The sequence below is a fragment of the Mucilaginibacter sp. P4_A11 genome (assembly GCF_056402535.1).
The window spans coordinates 345,569-361,784 of sequence record NZ_JBFUHE010000001.1; the positions used below are offsets into that span (position 1 = coordinate 345,569).

Below are 16,216 nucleotides of genomic sequence, written 5' to 3' on the forward strand. Positions count from 1 at the left end.
TTTAGAGGGCAAGGGAGGCACGAAGCAGGCGCCCCCTTCAGGGGGCGGGGGGGCCGTAACCGGAAAGGCCCTGGACTGGAAGTTGCTGAGCCGGGTAATGCATTACGTTAAGCCTTATAACAAAACGTTTGTTATAGCTACTTTCCTGACCATTTTTATAGCGGCCAATGCTTTGCTGCAGCCAATCCTGATTCAGCGTACACTGGATGTCAATATATTGAATGATGACTATAACGGTCTCGTTTTTATGGTTGAGCTGATGGTAGGCCAGCTAATCATTCAAACCATTGCCCAGTATTATCAAACTTACTTAACCAATGCACTGGGCCAGTATGTTATCCGCGATTTAAGGATCGATATTTTTAACCATATCACCAGCTTAAGATTAAAATACTTTGACCGTACCCCTATCGGTATGCTCATTACCCGTACTGTATCCGACCTGGAAACCATTGCCGACATTTTTTCGGAAGGATTGATCTCTATTATGGGTGATATGCTGCTGGTGGTTGCTGTAATAGGCTATATGCTTTGGCAGGACTGGAAACTGGCTTTGATTACATTAATCCCGATGCCGTTCCTGTTTGCTTCAACCTATGTATTTAAGGAGGCTATCAAATCATCGTTCCAGGAGGTGCGTACCCAGGTGGCCCGGCTTAACACTTTTTTGGCCGAGCATATTTCTGGCATCAGTGTGATCCAGATCTTTGCCCGGGAAGACCAGGAAATGCGCAAGTTTAAAGCGGTGAATGAAAAATACCGTGATGCCAATATCCGCTCAAACTGGTATTATTCGATATTTTTTCCGGTAGTGGAAATTCTGTTTGCCGTGTGTATGGGCTTGCTGGTTTGGTATGGTTGTAAGCGGATGCTGTCTGACAGTCAGCTGTTAACTATAACATCATCGGGCAAGGGCATTACTCCCGGTTTAATAACCAGCTTTATCGTGCTGCTCAATATGCTATTCAGGCCTATCCGCCAACTGGCCGATAAATTTAATACCCTGCAAATGGGTATGGTAGGTGCCGACAGGATCTTTAAAGTATTAGATACCGACGAGGTGGCCGAAAATAAGGGTACGCTAAAAACCGGCAGGTTACAGGGCGAGATCAGCTTTGATAAAGTATGGTTTGCTTATAACGATGAAAATTGGGTGCTGAAAAATATCAGTTTCCACATCAAACCCGGTGAAACACTGGCTTTGGTAGGTGCAACAGGTGCCGGTAAATCATCAACCATTAACATTCTGAACCGTTTTTATGAAATAGGAAAAGGCTGCGTCAAAGTAGATGGCCATGATATTCATGATTATGATGTGAACTATCTGCGTTCGCAGATAGCAACCGTGATACAGGATGTGTTTTTGTTTAGTGATACTATTGCCAATAACATCAGCCTGAATAACCCAGCCATCACCCGCGATCAAATTATAGCCGCAGCCAAAGATGTTGGCGCGCATGATTTTATTGAACGGCTACCGGGCGGCTATGATTATAATGTGATGGAGCGCGGCTCAACACTTTCGGCCGGGCAATCGCAATTAATCTCATTTATCCGGGCTTTGGTTTATAACCCGGCAATTTTAGTTTTGGATGAGGCAACATCATCTGTTGATACTGAAACGGAGATCCTGATCCAGAATGCCATCAATAAATTAATGGAAGGCCGCACAGCCATAGTGATAGCCCACAGGCTTTCAACCATTCAAAATGCCGACAGGATCATTGTACTTGACCATGGCGAGATCATGGAAATGGGCACTCATCAGGAATTACTCAAAATTGAGAACGGCCATTACCGCAAGTTGTATGATTTGCAGTTTAATTCGGCAGGGATTGTTAAGTCGTAAGTCTGGATCTGAGGGCAAAAAAAGGTCGTCATTGCTGTAAGGGTACGAAGCAATCGCACGGAGGCATGGCCGCCCTGTATAGTATGCGGTTGCCACGCTATCGCTCGCAATGACATCGCGAAATACGCCTTTTATTTCTCCGGCACACTCTTAACCGAATGAACCGGCTGTTCCTCTTTCTCATGCTTCTTGGCAATATCGCCGCCATGCGGGTTATCGGCATGATATTGTTTATCTTCTTTGCGCACTTTGCTTTTATGCCCATCATCAGCCGGCCTGTGGGTAGGGGTATCTGATGGTGAAGGTTTGTCTTTTTCGTTTGCTGGCTTTGTCATAAGTTAACAACAACGGCAAAGGCGGTTTGTTTAACTCCAGATTTATATCAGAATTTGCAGCTTATTTTGTCTGAACCAGGGTTTGATGGGATTTGTCTGAACCCGAATTAAAGAATTTATGGAATTTGCTTATCGCTTTAAAATTCTGGTCATTCTTTGATCCGGTAAATTCCGGTTCAGAGAAAAATATCAGGTTAATCGTCAAATCCTAAAAAGCATAGTTCAAATAATCAACGAAATCAACGGTAAGCTGTTAATAAATGTTAAATCTGTTTAGCTAAAGCGTTATTAAACAATATTTATAAGCAATAAACTTTTACCTTTAGGGTGGGTTTCTTATTTTCGCACAAATATGATGTTCTCATGAGGGAAGGAGTTGTCTCAAATCTCATGTCGCACATCTCATATCTAAAGCAAGTAAATGGAAGAATTCGAAGCAAGCGCATCCTCTAAAAAAACAAAAACCATATACATTTCAACGGTATTTGGTATTGCTATGGTGCTGTTAATGGTAGGGTTGCTGGGTTTAATACTGGTGTATGCTAAAAATATTTCGAGCTATGTTAAAGAAAATATAGTGCTTAATATTTTTGTTGATGATGCCGCCCACGAAAGCGATGTATTGCAGCTTCAAAAGCAACTGGACGGCAATGTGATCGTAAAGCAAACTCAATACGTAAGTAAAGAGCTTGCCGCCCGTAACCTGCAAAAAGATCTTGGCGAAGATTTCGTAAAGTTTTTAGGATATAACCCGCTATCACAATCGGTTGATGTTTATCTGAAAGCTGAATACGCCAATAACAAGGACATAGAAAAATTTAAAGCCGAACTGCTTAAAAATCCCTTGATAAAAGAGGTTAAATACCAACAATCACTGGTTGACCAGATGAACCAGAACGTAACAACGATCAGTTTGATCATCCTTACGTTCGCTGGGATATTTGTGGTGCTGTCGGTAGCGTTGATCAACAATACAATCAGGCTGGCCATTTATTCGCAACGGTTCCTGATCAAATCAATGCAGCTGGTTGGGGCAACCAAAGGATTTATCCGTAAGCCTTTTTTACTGTACGGCATCTGGCACGGTTTATTAGGCGGATTAATCGCTATTATCCTGTTGATAGCTACCCTGTATGTAGCTTACGATAATGTACCCGACCTGGTGTTTTTACAAAACTACACCGAGTTTGGTATTGTGTTTTTAGGGGTTGTTGGCCTGGGTATTTTTATATCAGGCTTTAGTACCTTTTTAGCAGTTAACAAGTTTTTACGTTTAAAAATATACGATCTGTACAGGTAAGGTTAAAGGCGAAAGGTTAAAACTGAAAGGTTTTGCCCTGGGGGCTTTCAAACATTAATTCATTAACTTAATAATTCAGTAATAAAAAAATATGGCACAAAAATTTAAACCAGCCGCTCCTGTAAAAGCAACTGTCACTGCATCAGCGGCAACTGCGGGTACTGCAAAAGCTGCTGCGCCTGCTCAGCCAGTGCAATTTATATTCGATAAAAGCAATTACAGGATGCTGATCATCAGCGTAGCGGTAGTGGCTTTCGGCTTTGTGCTGATGTCGGGTACTACCGATATTTACAGTACTACCAAAATAGTTATTGCCCCAATAGTAGTTTTGGGTGGCTTTGCTTTAGGTTTCTTCGCTATTCTTAAAAAGCCTTCGGCTAATTAATTACTACGCTCATTTTTACAGCAGATCTGTTTTATTTTAAACACATCTGCTGTAAATAACGTATACCTCTACCTCAACCCCTTAAAATCTCCAATGAATCTCATCCACGTTATTATCCTTGCAATAATTGAAGGGATAACTGAATTTTTGCCTGTTTCGTCGACAGGGCACATGATCATTGCCTCATCAATAATGGGCATAGCTGCCGATCCTTTTGTTAAACTTTTTACCATTGCTATTCAGTTAGGCGCTATTTTATCAGTAGTGGTCCTGTACTGGAAAAGGTTTTTACAATCGGTTAATTTTTACTTAAAATTGCTTATTGCTTTTATACCGGCTGCTGTGTTTGGCGTGCTGTTTAGTAAAAAGATAGATGCCTTGCTCGAAAGCGTTTACGTAGTGGGTATCACCCTGTTTGTAGGCGGTATCATTTTATTGTTTGTTGATAAATGGTTTAACAAGCCTGTGGTTAAAGAAGAAAAAGACATCAGTAATTTAACCGCACTTAAAATTGGCTTTTTCCAATGTTTGGCCATGATCCCAGGCACGTCGCGTTCGGCAGCTACCATTGTTGGTGGTATGACCCAGAAATTAAGCCGTACTGCAGCTGCTGAGTTTTCTTTCTTCCTGGCCGTACCTACCATGTTTGCCGCAACCGCTAAAAAGCTTTATGACTTTCATAAGGAAGGTCACATTTTTACAGGCGAAGAGATCAAACTTTTGGCAATCGGTAACATTATAGCATTTATTGTTGCTATGCTCGCCATAAAAACATTCATAACTTTTCTGGAGCGTAAAGGCTTTAAAATATTCGGCTGGTACCGTATTATAGTTGGCGCAATAATCATTGGCCTCATGTTGAGCGGACACCAGTTACAGGCGATATAGATTTTCGCTTCTATAGTACACTCACCCGGTCTACGCTTCGCTGGACCACCCTCTCTCCGGCTTCGCCGGAAAGAGGAAAAAAAAACATAAAAAATTAAATCCCCCTCTTTGCGAAGCAGAGAGGGGTGACAAGCGCAGCGATGTCGGGGTGAGTTAACTGACCGCCCGACAAATTCCCCTCTCTCCTGCAATCAATCCTAAAATCGTACCTTTGCAAAAACGGATAATTTGATCCGGGTAAATAGTAGATTTGAAGAATACGTACACTAAAATAGATGAATTTGCCGAAGGCCAGCTTTTATTGGTTAATAAGCCATATCAGTGGACAAGCTTTGATGTTGTTGGCAAACTCCGCAATTCGTTTAAGCCGCTCAAGTTAAAGGTTGGTCATGCAGGCACACTTGATCCGCTGGCTACAGGCTTGCTGATCATCTGCACCGGTAAAATGACCAAGCAGATAGATACCTTCCAGGCGGAAGAAAAGGAATATACCGGTACTATGGTATTGGGCGCGACAACGCCATCCTATGATATGGAAACTGAAACCGATAAAAGTTTCGACATTAGCCAACTCACCGAAGAAATGCTGCGTAATAACTGTGGGCAGTTTATCGGCGACATCCAGCAATATCCTCCTGCACACTCCGCCATCAAAGTTGATGGTGAACGCTTGTACGAAAAGGCACGCCGCGGTGAAGATGTAGAGCTAAAGCTGCGTAATGTGACCATAATGGAATTTGAGCTAACCCGTATTGAACTGCCCGAAGTTGATTTCAGGGTGGTGTGCAGCAAGGGCACCTATATTCGCTCATTGGTGAATGATTTTGGAGCTGCTTTGAATAACGGGGCTTATCTGTCGAAATTAAGGCGCACACGTAGCGGCAATTTCAAAATTGAGGATGCCTGGGAAGTGATGGAACTGGTAAATACCGTCAGGGAATTAAAAGTATCAGATGTACATACAGCGCGGTAAAAGAAATTTACAAAGCGCAAACACTCCGGTTGTTAATCCCATCAACTAAAAATTAACTTTGTGTTTTACTCATATAATGAGGGTTTACAATAATATTGACGAATTTACAGCGGTAAACAATGCAGTAGTCACCATCGGTACATTTGATGGGGTACACATTGGGCACCGTAAAATTATATCAGGTATTAAGGAACTGGCCGAAAGTACAGGCGGCGAAACGGTAATCCTTACTTTCTTTCCACATCCGCGTATGATCTTACATCCGGAGGACGAAAGCCTTAAGCTGATAACCACTATTGCCGAAAAGGCTGAGCTCATGGAGCGTCTCGGGGTAGACCATCTCATTATAACCCCGTTTTCAAGAGATTTTTCCAATCAAAGTGCCGAGAGCTATATCCGCGATGTGCTGGTGAATAAGATCGGTACAAAAAAAATAGTGATAGGTTATGACCACCGCTTTGGTAAAGATAGGCAAGGCGGTTTTGAAGACCTGCAACGCCTTGGCCCTGTTTATGGTTTTGATGTAGTAGAGATCCCCGAACAGGATATTAACGAAGTAGCCATCAGTTCAACCCGTATCCGCAACGCTTTATTAAGTGGCGATATTGATTTGGCTAATGCTTTTTTAGGCTACCCTTTCTTTATTACCGGAAAGGTTGTCCGGGGCGACCAGATCGGCAGACAGATCGGTTATCCAACAGCCAATATTGTGGTTGAAGAGAAGTATAAGCTTATTCCTGGCGATGGCATTTTTGCAGTTACAGTCGTCGTAGCTGATCAAAAATATAAAGGAATGGCCTATATCGGCAGCCGCCCAACCGTTAATGGACTTACCCGCAATATCGAGGTGAATATCTTTGATTTTGACGAGGAGATCTATAACCAAACCATCCGGATGGAATTTCACCATTATATCCGCGGCGACGTTAAGTTTTCATCGCTCGATGAGCTGAAAGTGCAGTTAGCTCAGGATAAGGTTGATGTGCTGAATCTTGAATTTTGATCTGAACCATGATTTTTAGAATTTGAGGATTACCTTGAATTTAGTATCGATCGTATCAGGCAATCCTCAAATCAGGAAAATCAAGATTTTAATGCTTAAAAAACGACAGATAGATCTGCTTTACAACATGATATGCAGCAAAAGCGAAAAATAATATCGCTATGCTGGTATTGATAAGCTTGTTACTTAGCGCGAATTTTTCCTGAATATACTTGGCAAATTTAGCGTAAATGAACAGGCATAAAAAAGCGCCCGCCGCCGAGCCTAAACTAAAAATTACAAGTGCCACACGGCCGTCGAGGATCCACTCATGTGTGATCAGGTATGTGCCTGTCACCATCCAGAAAGGTACCTGCACGGGGTTTAAAAAGCCTAATAATATGCCATATTTGATACTGGCATGTTCAGAATAATTGGATTTGGGCGGCGTATTCCGATGGATCCAGGTAAGGTAACCCATAACACCGAAAAGTACTACCATGATCCAATCGATGATAGTACCCAGTTTCAACTGCCCCGAAAGCCAGCGGGCGGCATGCATGATAAAATAAGTAAAGAAAAATTCGACAGCCGAAAAAGCTGTAATGAAACGCACAGCCTCTTTTATTCCACGGTTTATGGTAATCTGTACTAAAGTTAGGTTTATGTTGCCGGGTGGTATATAGCCTATAAAATTAGCTATAAGCCCGATGAAGAATGTTAGAAATATCATCGCAGCAAAGATAGGTTGTTAATCGGAGTTGACAAATGAGCAGATGTGCAAATTTCAGATGTATAAATGAGCAGATGATTTTCAATTAAGGCATAATGGTTTTTCATCCCAATTCAACAATCTGCACATCTGGAATCTGCACATTTGCACATCAGTTCATCTTCCTTACATTTGCAATCTTTAATTTGTTAACATGCCAACTGAAAAAATAGTTTCATTACTGCCGGCCGCCACCGAAATAATTTGTGCTTTAGGACTTGAAGAGAGTTTAGTAGGCCGCTCACACGAGTGCGATTTTCCGGAGTCGGTAAAGCAGTTGCCTGTATGTACAGAAGCTAATTTTCCTGATGGTTTAAGCAGTGCCGATATTGATGTAAAGGTGAAGGAGATCCTGGCCGATGCACTTTCGGTTTACACTGTAAAACGTGAGCAGATCAAAGCTATCGCTCCTGATGTAGTAATAACGCAGGCCCAGTGTGATGTTTGTGCGGTATCATTAAAAGATGTGGAAGAAGCATTGGAAAACTACCTGGACAAACAGGCGCGGATCATTTCGCTGCAACCCAACAGCCTCGATGATATATTTAACGATATAACCACCATAGCCAACGCCTTAAACGTACCACAGGCAGGTGACGATCTGCTCGAAAGTCTGCAGGAGCGTGTTGACATCATTAAGCATAAACTGAAATTTGCTGATAGCAAACCCACAGTAGCCTGTATAGAATGGCTGGAGCCGATAATGATATCCGGTAACTGGGTACCGGGGCTGGTAAGTATAGCCGGCGGAACGCCGGTTTTGGCGCAGGAGGGCAAGCATTCGCCATATATTGAGTGGGATGCCATCCTGCAGCAGGACCCTGAAGTTATTGTGGTAATGCCTTGTGGTTTCAGTATTGAACGCACCATGCGCGAGATCAACCTGCTTTTGGACCGCCTGGGTTTTGCATCGCTCAAAGCTGTGAAAAATGACAGGTTTTATATTGCTGATGGTAATCAATATTTTAATCGCCCCGGCCCAAGGATTGTAGACTCGATAGAGATCCTGGCCGAGATTATTCGCCCAAAACAATTCGCATTTGGGTATGAAGGTGAGGGTTGGATCAAGTTTTCGGTTTAATAATAAATACTATCGCTAAACCCGCGATGGCGTAAGCAATTATAACATCTACACAGCTAAAATTACTTATTAAAATAATTTAAAAAGTAATTATATTTACCTGTCTGCTATCTCCCAGGCAAAGGATGAATTATGAACAAAATTTTTACGATGATGGTTATCGCCGCGGTTTTTGTTTGCAGCGGTTTTAAAATGAATGACGATAAAAAACCGAACATAGCCGACCTGCACCTCAACTGGCAGGTGATGGACAATAACTATCAAAATAAAAATGAGGCACTCACAGCATTGGTAATTACCAATAAAAGCCATGAGGTTTTACCTGCCGGGGGATGGAAGATCTATTTTAATTCGGGCCGCGGGTTTACCAAAGCGGCTGTGAGCAATAATGCCCTTATCGAACAGGTTAACGGCGATATGTACAGCATAACCCCAACATCGGGTTTTAAAGACCTGAAACCCGGGGAAACTGCCCGTATTGAATTTGTGTGCGATGATCCTGTAGTGAATATTACCGATGCACCCGAAGGCCCTTACCTTGTTTGGGATAAAGCACCTGAAAAAGGCTATTCTTTCGGCTCATATGACATTACGCCCTACAAGCCAACTTACCAGGGCTTAATAACCCCTGAAATTGTTTACGACAGAAATAAAACAGTTGCCGATATTCCTGCCGATCAGTTAGTGAAAGTTTTTCCTACACCGGTAAGTTATAGCCTAATCAACGGCAGTTTTTCGTTTTCTTCGGGCGTTCAAATTTCCTCTGCTGATGCGCGGTTCGGTAAAGAGGCTGTGGTTTTGCGTAATTACATTTCTACCATCTTCGGAAAAAAGGAGACTGGCAAATCCTTGGGTAATGTCATTTCATTTGTATATAAAGCCGGTTTGGGTGATGAAGCTTACGAGTTAAGTGTGAAGCCGTCTGCAGTAGTTATCCGGGCATCTACAAGTGCCGGCATATATTACGGTATCCAATCCTTCAAAAGCCTGATTCCGGCGATTGCTTTGGCTAAAACACCATCCTCGGTAAAAATTCCATGCGTAGAGGTTGTAGATGCGCCGCGTTTTCCTCATCGGGCAGTAATGCTTGACGTAGCCCGTAACTTTCAATCAAAACAACAGGTGTTGAAACTGCTGGAGGCTATGAGCCTGTATAAGCTGAATACACTGCATTTGCATTTAACCGATGATGAAGGATGGAGGATAGAAATCCCGTCGTTACCGGAGCTTACCTCGGTTGCCTCAAAACGGGGTCATACGCTGGATAGCAAGCATCATTTACCACCTTCACACGGCTCTGGCCCGGAGGTTAACAATCCTTTTGGTACTGGCTATTATACTAAAGCAGATTATATCGAGATCCTGAAATATGCCAGCGACCGTCATATCACGGTAGTTCCTGAAATTGAAACTCCAGGTCATGCCCGCGGAGCTATTAAAGCAATGAATGCCCGCTATGACCGCCTGATAGCAGAGGGCAAAAAGACAGAAGCAGAAAAATATTTGTTGTATGACCAGAACGATAAATCCGATTATCGCTCCGTACAATACTGGAACGATAACGTGATAGACGTATCGCTGCCATCAACCTATAACTTTGTGGAGACTGTTGTAAATGACCTCATCAATACTTACAAAGAGGCAGGCGCGCCGCTGCCAACTATTCATTTCGGTGGTGATGAGGTTCCTGCTAATGTATGGGAAAAATCACCGGCTTATTTAACACTTAAAGCCACTCATCCCGAAATACAAATCACCAACGATCTTTGGTATTACTTTTATGGCCGTGTTAATGAGATCCTGAAAGCTAAAGGCATCCTGCTTTCGGGTTGGGAAGAAATGGCGCTCCGTAAAACCACGCTCGATGGTCAGCCGGCTTACGTACCTAATCCGGATTTTACAAAAGAACACCTACAGGTTGACGTTTGGAATAACGTGTTGGGCGCCGGGCAGGAAGATTTGGCTTATCGTTTAGCCAATAGCGGTTACAAGGTTGTGTTAACATGCGTTACAAACCTGTATTTTGATATGGCCAACTATAAATCGTTTGATGAGCCTGGTTATTATTGGGGGGCGTTTTTGGGTATAGATAAATTCTATTCTTTTATCCCATACGATTATTTTAAAAACGCCGATGTTGATAAACAAGGCAACCCGATAAACAGAAATATCTTCATCGGCAAGCAGCGCCTTACCGACTATGGTAAAAGTAATATTGTAGGTCTGCAAGGCGCATTATGGGCTGAGACAGTTAAAGGCCCTGAGCGGATGGATTATATGATCTTTCCGCGCTTACTTGGCTTAGCTGAACGTGCCTGGGCACAGGACCCGGCCTGGGCTACTGAAAAAGATCCAGCAAAAAGTAAAGAGGCGTACCAGGTAGCATGGTCAAACTTTCTGAATGTTCTGGGCAAACGCGAATTACCACGCTTAACTTATTACAATGGCGGTTATGATTATCGTGTACCGAAACCGGGTATTAGTTTACAGGATGGTAAATACCTGAGCAATGTGGAGTTCCCGGGATTAACTATTCGTTATACCACCAATGGTAAAGACCCTGATGCCGGTAGTAAAATTTATACCGGTCCGGTTAATTATAATGGGGGGACTATCAAGTTCCGCGCTTTTGATCCTAAAGGCAGGGGTGGTAATGTGGCTGAGGGAGGAAGCAATAATCTGAATCCGTAATTCAGTTTACAGTTTGGGTTGCAGTTTGCAAGCCGGAAAAGAGGCCGTATCATAAATCAAATTAACCACTCTTGGTGTTGTGTTACCTATGAATTGAAATTTAGTAGATAATATTTAGACAAAAAGGGGTTAACATATTTTATGTATAAAAAACAATCAATTGATTATTAACTATATAAGTAAATGTTAGCCACGAGTTGTGTTAACCCTGTCAACCCCTATGCAAGTTCAAGCGCAGACGCTTGAACTTGCATTTATTAATACATAAAATTCATCCCCACCGAGTAATTCCTTAACGGTGCCGCATTATAATAACGATTGCCCACCGCATTCAAATCATTACCCAGGCTGTATTTTTGGTTTAGCAGGTTATCTGCGGCAGCAAATATTTCAAAACGTGTTTTACGACCGATGGTTGGCTGGTAACTAACCCTTGCCTGCAGTAGATTGTATTTTGGTGCATAAACAGTGCTGGCATCATTAAGCGGGATTTTTGAAGTAAAGGTATGCTGCACAAACAAGGCCAGGCTTTCAGGAAACCTGATCTGCACACTGCTTACAAATACGTTTTTAGGTACACCGGTTAAGTTATTGCCTGAATAGTTGGCGCTGGTAACAATATAGTCCCTGAACCTGAAATGGCTGTATGTGAATGATTCATTGAACTGTAATCCGCGGATAAAGCCATATTTACCCGGGCGGATGATCCAATAGTACAACGATGCTTCGGTACCTAACTGGTTGGTGCCACCGGCATTGATATAATGTTCGGTTTCATTGGCATTAAGGCGGCGTACTATGGCGTTATTTAAACGGTAGTAGTAAACCGATGCATCAAGCATAAAAGTTTCGTCGCTGTTGCGCAGGCGAAAGCCAGTTTCATAGTTCCAGCCATATTGGGCCTGCAGGCTTGTATTCACAATATTATCAGTTGGCCGTACTTCGGCTGTGGTGGGGCTGGAGTAACCGCGACTTACGCTTGCCCGCCAGGCAAGGGCGTTGATAATCTGGTATGATAAAGCCAGTCTCGGCATCAATTGTGCACTGAAGTTACGATCAGTATAATTATTTTGATTAAGCGGGTATAGGTTTTTAAAATCATAACCATAATCATTTAAACTTACAGCAGCTTCAATGTGCAGGCGTTTATAAACATCGGCAGCATAGCGCACAAACACAAAATGCTGGTTGGTGTGGATATTATCAATAGTTTGCGTGGTATCCTTTACACCTTTTTTATTGCCATAATTAGCAATATGCGAGTTGGTTTGCTGCCACTCAAAACCAAGATCTATTTTCCAGTCTAAACTCGGTTTTTTATCACCCGTTAACTCAAAGTAAGTGCGGAAACCATAGGTGTTTTCGCTCCTCTGCTCATAATTGGTGATAAAGGGATTTGCAAAATCAACATGGTTGCCAAAAACAGCCAGCACATTGCGGATGTGATCATTGAAATGATACTCGTTAGTTAAACCGCCTAAATACATTTTTGTGGTGATGCCGATATGTTGCTGAATAGCCCCGGGCAATGTCGGCGTAGGCTGACGGGCTAATCGCGGATCGGTATTATATTGCGCAAGGTTTAAACCTCCCGGTGTTTGATAGGCCAAGTCGGAATAGATACCCAGTGCCTTCAACGTATTTTTGCCGCTGTAATTCCAGCTATCGGCCAGTTGCAGGTAATTGCGGTGCGTATCGCTGTTTTGCCTGTAGCCATGATAGGTTTGAAAGCTTTGGTTGATATTGAGCAGGTAATTGGTAGTTTTTAATTGCACTGCAGCCTTCTCGTGAAACAGCCCGTACGAACCCCCGTTTACCCCTGCCGAAATATAAGTGCTGTCGTTATACCGGTTAAGCGGACTAAGGATTACTACCCCGCCTGAGTTGGCCCCAAATAAGCTGCCATCGGGGCCTTTCAAGATCTCAACCTTTTGTATAGAAGCTATATCAATAGCATTCAGATAACTATTGCCCCCGGCATCAGTAAGCGGGATATCGTCAAAATAGATTTTTACATCCCTTACTCCAAAAGGCGAGCGTAATAAACTCCCCCTGATAGATAAACGGTAACTCCCCGGCGAACGCTCTTCGGTACGTACCCCCGGAACAGTGTTCAACGCGTTTACAAATGAATTATCGGGCTGGATCCTAAGTTGCGCGGCATTAAGTACACTCACTGATGCCGGTACGCTGATAACCGGCTGATCACTCAGGTAGCCTTTGATTATTACGGGTTTAAGTTCAGTAGTATCTCTTTTAGGATGTTTTTTATTTTGAGCATAGGCTGTAGTAACAACAGCAAGTATAAAAGTTACAAGAGTAAAGCGTTTTAGCATAGGTTGACAATAGGGATGACCATCAAAAATAGGCGTTTATACTTATAAAGCATATCGCCGGTTTGTAAATATCTTGATGTTGCAAGCTCTTTACCTTTTGCTTAGCTAAATGAGTAAACCCGGGTTAAACATAAACGCCTTAACAAATTGTTTTTGTTAAGGCGTTTATGTTTAATAACTAATAATATAATCAGATCTTTCCAAAGAGTTGGGCAAGCTTATTCTCAAGGTCTTCGCCTCTTAAGTTTTTGCCTATGATCTTTCCGTTGGGATCTAACAAAAAGTTTTGAGGGATGCCGCGTACTGCATAAAGATCGGCTGCTTTACTGTCCCAAAATTTAAGGTCAGATACATGGTTCCAGGTAAGGCCATCTTTGTGGATAGCCGCCAGCCATTTATCTTTAGCATTTGGCCTGTCAAGCGATACACCAAGAATAGTGAAGTTTTTGCCTTTATAGGTATTGTAAGCTTTTACCACGTTCGGGTTTTCGCGGCGGCAGGGACCGCACCATGAGGCCCAAAAATCTATCAGCACATATTTGCCACGGAATGACGAAAGGCTGATCATTTTTCCGGCAGTATCGGCTTCGGCAAATTCAGGTGCTGTAGCGCCCAATGCTACTGCTTTTAATTTTGGCAGGCGTTCGGCAAATTTCTTACCAGCTTCGGTTGCTTTAATAGCTGCACTGAAATTGTTGAACAATGGGGCAATATCAACGTAATCGGCACTGTAAGCATATGATTCCAGTGCGTTAAGGCTCACATATGAATCTGGGTTTTCCTGGATGAATTTTTTGTTTACCAATGCATCCTGATCATCTATCTTTTTTTCTTCGGCATTTAGGGCGCTCAGCTGCTCGGGCGTTGCTGTTTTGCGTTTTGCACCAAGCGCTTCGTAAGCATCGTTAATTGGTTTTTCGGCCAGGTTATATTTTTCGTTATCGTTATTGGTTTTGGTACCTTCTATTTTTGCATCGGCAATTTTATCAGTTGCTGTTACCGTGATGGTACCAGGTTCCAGGTAAAGAGAACGATAATCTTCTGAGCTATGCAGACCGGTACCTTTGGGATTAAACAGAATATAACCGCTTAAGGGTGTTGTGCCTGTTTTACCGGTAAACTTGAAGCTGCCGCCATTTAATACTGCCGAATCAACTACTGTTTTACCATCTTTACGATATTGTACATACACCTTTGCGGGGGCGTTGTAATCACCAATTTTACCCTGAACGGTATATTGGGAATCTTGTGCAAAAGCTAAAGCCGGTACGCTTGCAATTGCAGTTAATGCTATTTTTTTAATTGAGGTCAAGTTCATAACGCAATATAATAAAATTAGCCGGCTATAAAATAACCGGCTAACTCAATGGTGAATTTGACATGGTAATGGATATAGCCGCTAACAGGCTATAACATTGAATCAATTATATTTTCCAAACAATTGCTCTAATTTGGCATCAAGATCCTCTCCACGTAAATTTTTTGCTATAATCTTTCCCTGTGGATCGATCAGATAATTTTGAGGGATTGATGTTACCGAATACAAGGCAGCAGCCTGGTTATTCCAGAATTTAAGGTCAGAAAGCTGGGTCCAATCCAGACCATCACTTTTAATGGCAGCCAGCCAGGCCGATTTGCCGTCGGGCCTGTCTAAAGAGACTCCCACAACCGTGAAGTTCTTGTTTTTAAATCTTGCATAGTTACGTGCCACATTGGGATTTTCCTGGCGGCAAGGGCCGCACCAGGATGCCCAAAAATCAAGCAAAACATATTTACCCCTGAATGATGACAGCTTTACCGGGGTGCCGTTAACATCGTTCTGGATAAAATCCGGTGCTTCAGAACCGATGGCGGTTACTTTCAAGGCCTCAAGTTGTGCCTTCATCATTTTTCCGGCCTCGGTGTCTCTGATATTTTGAGATAGCGAATTATATAATGGCTCAACTTCGCTAACATCGGGAGCCGGACCGCTTACCGAGGTCAATGCAAGTAAACTTAAATAACTATTAGGATTAGCCGCAATAAAGCTTTTTAAGGTCGTTTTCTGTTCTGTTTGCAATGCTTTATATCTCGCCTGCATAGCAGTCCTGAAAGCTGCCGACTTTTGTTGTTCGGGTGATGCTGCTTTAGCTTCGGCCATTAGTTTTTCGCCTTTTTGATTGATGGCTTTTAACTGGGCCTGAAGTTTTACATTATCAATATTGAGTTGCGAACCAGAGATCTGGGCTTTATCTATCGAATCTTTACTGGTAATGGCAATTGTACCTTTTTCAAGGAAGAAATCTATATCGTCAGCAGTTTTTGAAATAAGGCTCCCATTATCGGCATATTTATAGTTACCGTCAATGAATTTTTCGAGAGGCAAGCCTTTGTAGTTTACAGCTATTGTGGCGTTAACAGGGTTAATGATAGTGCCTGTAAAGGAAAATGCGCCGTTAACCACATTGGCCGAATCGGTAACATTGTTAGCACCTAACTGGTATGATAAATATACTTTAGCAGGCGTAGTAACATTGCCTAATTTACCATTAATAACAAAAGTATCTGTAGCCTGGGCAAACACCGTTACCGGCAGCATGGCGGCTATATAAAAAAATAATTTCTTCATTAAAATATATAAAAAC

At 42.5% G+C, this 16,216-nt stretch carries 13 protein-coding genes; 8 read left to right on the forward strand and 5 right to left on the reverse strand.

All coding sequences use genetic code 11. The features are described from left to right. Positions 1-97: 97 nt before the first annotated feature. Complete coding sequence (locus AC1DUD_RS01575) at positions 98-1,849, forward strand: ABC transporter ATP-binding protein (protein ID WP_477371796.1); 1,752 nt, start codon at positions 98-100, stop codon at positions 1,847-1,849. A 131-nt stretch (positions 1,850-1,980) separates the two neighbouring features. On the opposite strand, the gene AC1DUD_RS01580 is transcribed toward AC1DUD_RS01575, so the two are convergent. Next, the gene (locus AC1DUD_RS01580; RefSeq protein WP_477370655.1) at positions 1,981-2,184 is read right to left on the reverse strand and encodes a hypothetical protein; all 204 of its coding nucleotides are present in this window, start codon (positions 2,182-2,184) and stop codon (positions 1,981-1,983) included. Between the two features lie 421 nt (positions 2,185-2,605). On the opposite strand from AC1DUD_RS01580, the gene AC1DUD_RS01585 reads away from it, so the two are divergent. The 5 genes from AC1DUD_RS01585 to AC1DUD_RS01605 all read left to right on the forward strand — a co-directional run bounded on the left by AC1DUD_RS01585 (position 2,606) and on the right by AC1DUD_RS01605 (position 6,733). After that, positions 2,606-3,484 (forward strand): permease-like cell division protein FtsX, encoded by an 879-nt coding sequence (locus tag AC1DUD_RS01585; RefSeq protein WP_121233334.1) that lies wholly within the window; start codon positions 2,606-2,608, stop codon positions 3,482-3,484. 91 nt (positions 3,485-3,575) lie between these two features. Then, positions 3,576-3,869 (forward strand): DUF3098 domain-containing protein, encoded by a 294-nt coding sequence (locus AC1DUD_RS01590; protein ID WP_477370658.1) that lies wholly within the window; start codon positions 3,576-3,578, stop codon positions 3,867-3,869. Between the two features lie 93 nt (positions 3,870-3,962). Continuing rightward, entirely contained in the window at positions 3,963-4,757 is a 795-nt protein-coding gene (locus AC1DUD_RS01595) for an undecaprenyl-diphosphate phosphatase (RefSeq protein WP_477370661.1), read from the forward strand. Positions 4,758-5,007: 250 nt separating this feature from the next. Beyond that, positions 5,008-5,730, forward strand: coding sequence for a tRNA pseudouridine(55) synthase TruB (truB, locus tag AC1DUD_RS01600; RefSeq protein ID WP_477370664.1), 723 nt, complete (start codon positions 5,008-5,010; stop codon positions 5,728-5,730). A 76-nt stretch (positions 5,731-5,806) separates the two neighbouring features. Continuing rightward, the gene (locus AC1DUD_RS01605) at positions 5,807-6,733 is read left to right on the forward strand and encodes a bifunctional riboflavin kinase/FAD synthetase (RefSeq protein WP_477370667.1); all 927 of its coding nucleotides are present in this window, start codon (positions 5,807-5,809) and stop codon (positions 6,731-6,733) included. 88 nt (positions 6,734-6,821) lie between these two features. Here the strand turns inward: AC1DUD_RS01605 and AC1DUD_RS01610 are convergent, their stop codons facing one another. Beyond that, positions 6,822-7,445, reverse strand: coding sequence for a LysE family transporter (locus AC1DUD_RS01610; protein ID WP_477370670.1), 624 nt, complete (start codon positions 7,443-7,445; stop codon positions 6,822-6,824). Between the two features lie 193 nt (positions 7,446-7,638). On the opposite strand from AC1DUD_RS01610, the gene AC1DUD_RS01615 reads away from it, so the two are divergent. Both AC1DUD_RS01615 and AC1DUD_RS01620 read left to right on the forward strand, forming a co-directional pair. Beyond that, the gene (locus tag AC1DUD_RS01615; protein WP_477370673.1) at positions 7,639-8,565 is read left to right on the forward strand and encodes a cobalamin-binding protein; all 927 of its coding nucleotides are present in this window, start codon (positions 7,639-7,641) and stop codon (positions 8,563-8,565) included. Positions 8,566-8,697: 132 nt separating this feature from the next. Beyond that, the gene (locus AC1DUD_RS01620) at positions 8,698-11,256 is read left to right on the forward strand and encodes a family 20 glycosylhydrolase (protein ID WP_477370676.1); all 2,559 of its coding nucleotides are present in this window, start codon (positions 8,698-8,700) and stop codon (positions 11,254-11,256) included. Between the two features lie 257 nt (positions 11,257-11,513). On the opposite strand, the gene AC1DUD_RS01625 is transcribed toward AC1DUD_RS01620, so the two are convergent. The 3 genes from AC1DUD_RS01625 to AC1DUD_RS01635 form a co-directional block, all read right to left on the reverse strand. Beyond that, positions 11,514-13,592: a TonB-dependent receptor gene (locus tag AC1DUD_RS01625; protein WP_477370679.1), complete on the reverse strand. Its 2,079-nt coding sequence runs from the start codon at positions 13,590-13,592 to the stop codon at positions 11,514-11,516. A gap of 190 nt (positions 13,593-13,782) precedes the next feature. Continuing rightward, positions 13,783-14,910, reverse strand: a complete 1,128-nt coding sequence (locus AC1DUD_RS01630; protein WP_477370682.1) for a redoxin domain-containing protein — start codon at positions 14,908-14,910, stop codon at positions 13,783-13,785. Positions 14,911-15,012: 102 nt separating this feature from the next. Further along, entirely contained in the window at positions 15,013-16,200 is a 1,188-nt protein-coding gene (locus AC1DUD_RS01635; protein WP_477370685.1) for a redoxin domain-containing protein, read from the reverse strand. Positions 16,201-16,216 lie beyond the last annotated feature (16 nt).

Bases quoted from the DNA above. Each gene is read 5' to 3' on its own strand.
- AC1DUD_RS01575 (WP_477371796.1), top strand. From the start codon at position 98: ATGCATTACGTTAAGCCTTATAACAAAACGTTTGTTATAGCTACTTTC.
- AC1DUD_RS01580 (WP_477370655.1), bottom strand. From the start codon at position 2,184: ATGACAAAGCCAGCAAACGAAAAAGACAAACCTTCACCATCAGATACC.
- AC1DUD_RS01585 (WP_121233334.1), top strand. From the start codon at position 2,606: ATGGAAGAATTCGAAGCAAGCGCATCCTCTAAAAAAACAAAAACCATA.
- AC1DUD_RS01590 (WP_477370658.1), top strand. From the start codon at position 3,576: ATGGCACAAAAATTTAAACCAGCCGCTCCTGTAAAAGCAACTGTCACT.
- AC1DUD_RS01595 (WP_477370661.1), top strand. From the start codon at position 3,963: ATGAATCTCATCCACGTTATTATCCTTGCAATAATTGAAGGGATAACT.
- AC1DUD_RS01605 (WP_477370667.1), top strand. From the start codon at position 5,807: ATGAGGGTTTACAATAATATTGACGAATTTACAGCGGTAAACAATGCA.
- AC1DUD_RS01610 (WP_477370670.1), bottom strand. From the start codon at position 7,445: ATGATATTTCTAACATTCTTCATCGGGCTTATAGCTAATTTTATAGGC.
- AC1DUD_RS01615 (WP_477370673.1), top strand. From the start codon at position 7,639: ATGCCAACTGAAAAAATAGTTTCATTACTGCCGGCCGCCACCGAAATA.
- AC1DUD_RS01620 (WP_477370676.1), top strand. From the start codon at position 8,698: ATGAACAAAATTTTTACGATGATGGTTATCGCCGCGGTTTTTGTTTGC.
- AC1DUD_RS01625 (WP_477370679.1), bottom strand. From the start codon at position 13,592: ATGCTAAAACGCTTTACTCTTGTAACTTTTATACTTGCTGTTGTTACT.
- AC1DUD_RS01630 (WP_477370682.1), bottom strand. From the start codon at position 14,910: ATGAACTTGACCTCAATTAAAAAAATAGCATTAACTGCAATTGCAAGC.
- AC1DUD_RS01635 (WP_477370685.1), bottom strand. From the start codon at position 16,200: ATGAAGAAATTATTTTTTTATATAGCCGCCATGCTGCCGGTAACGGTG.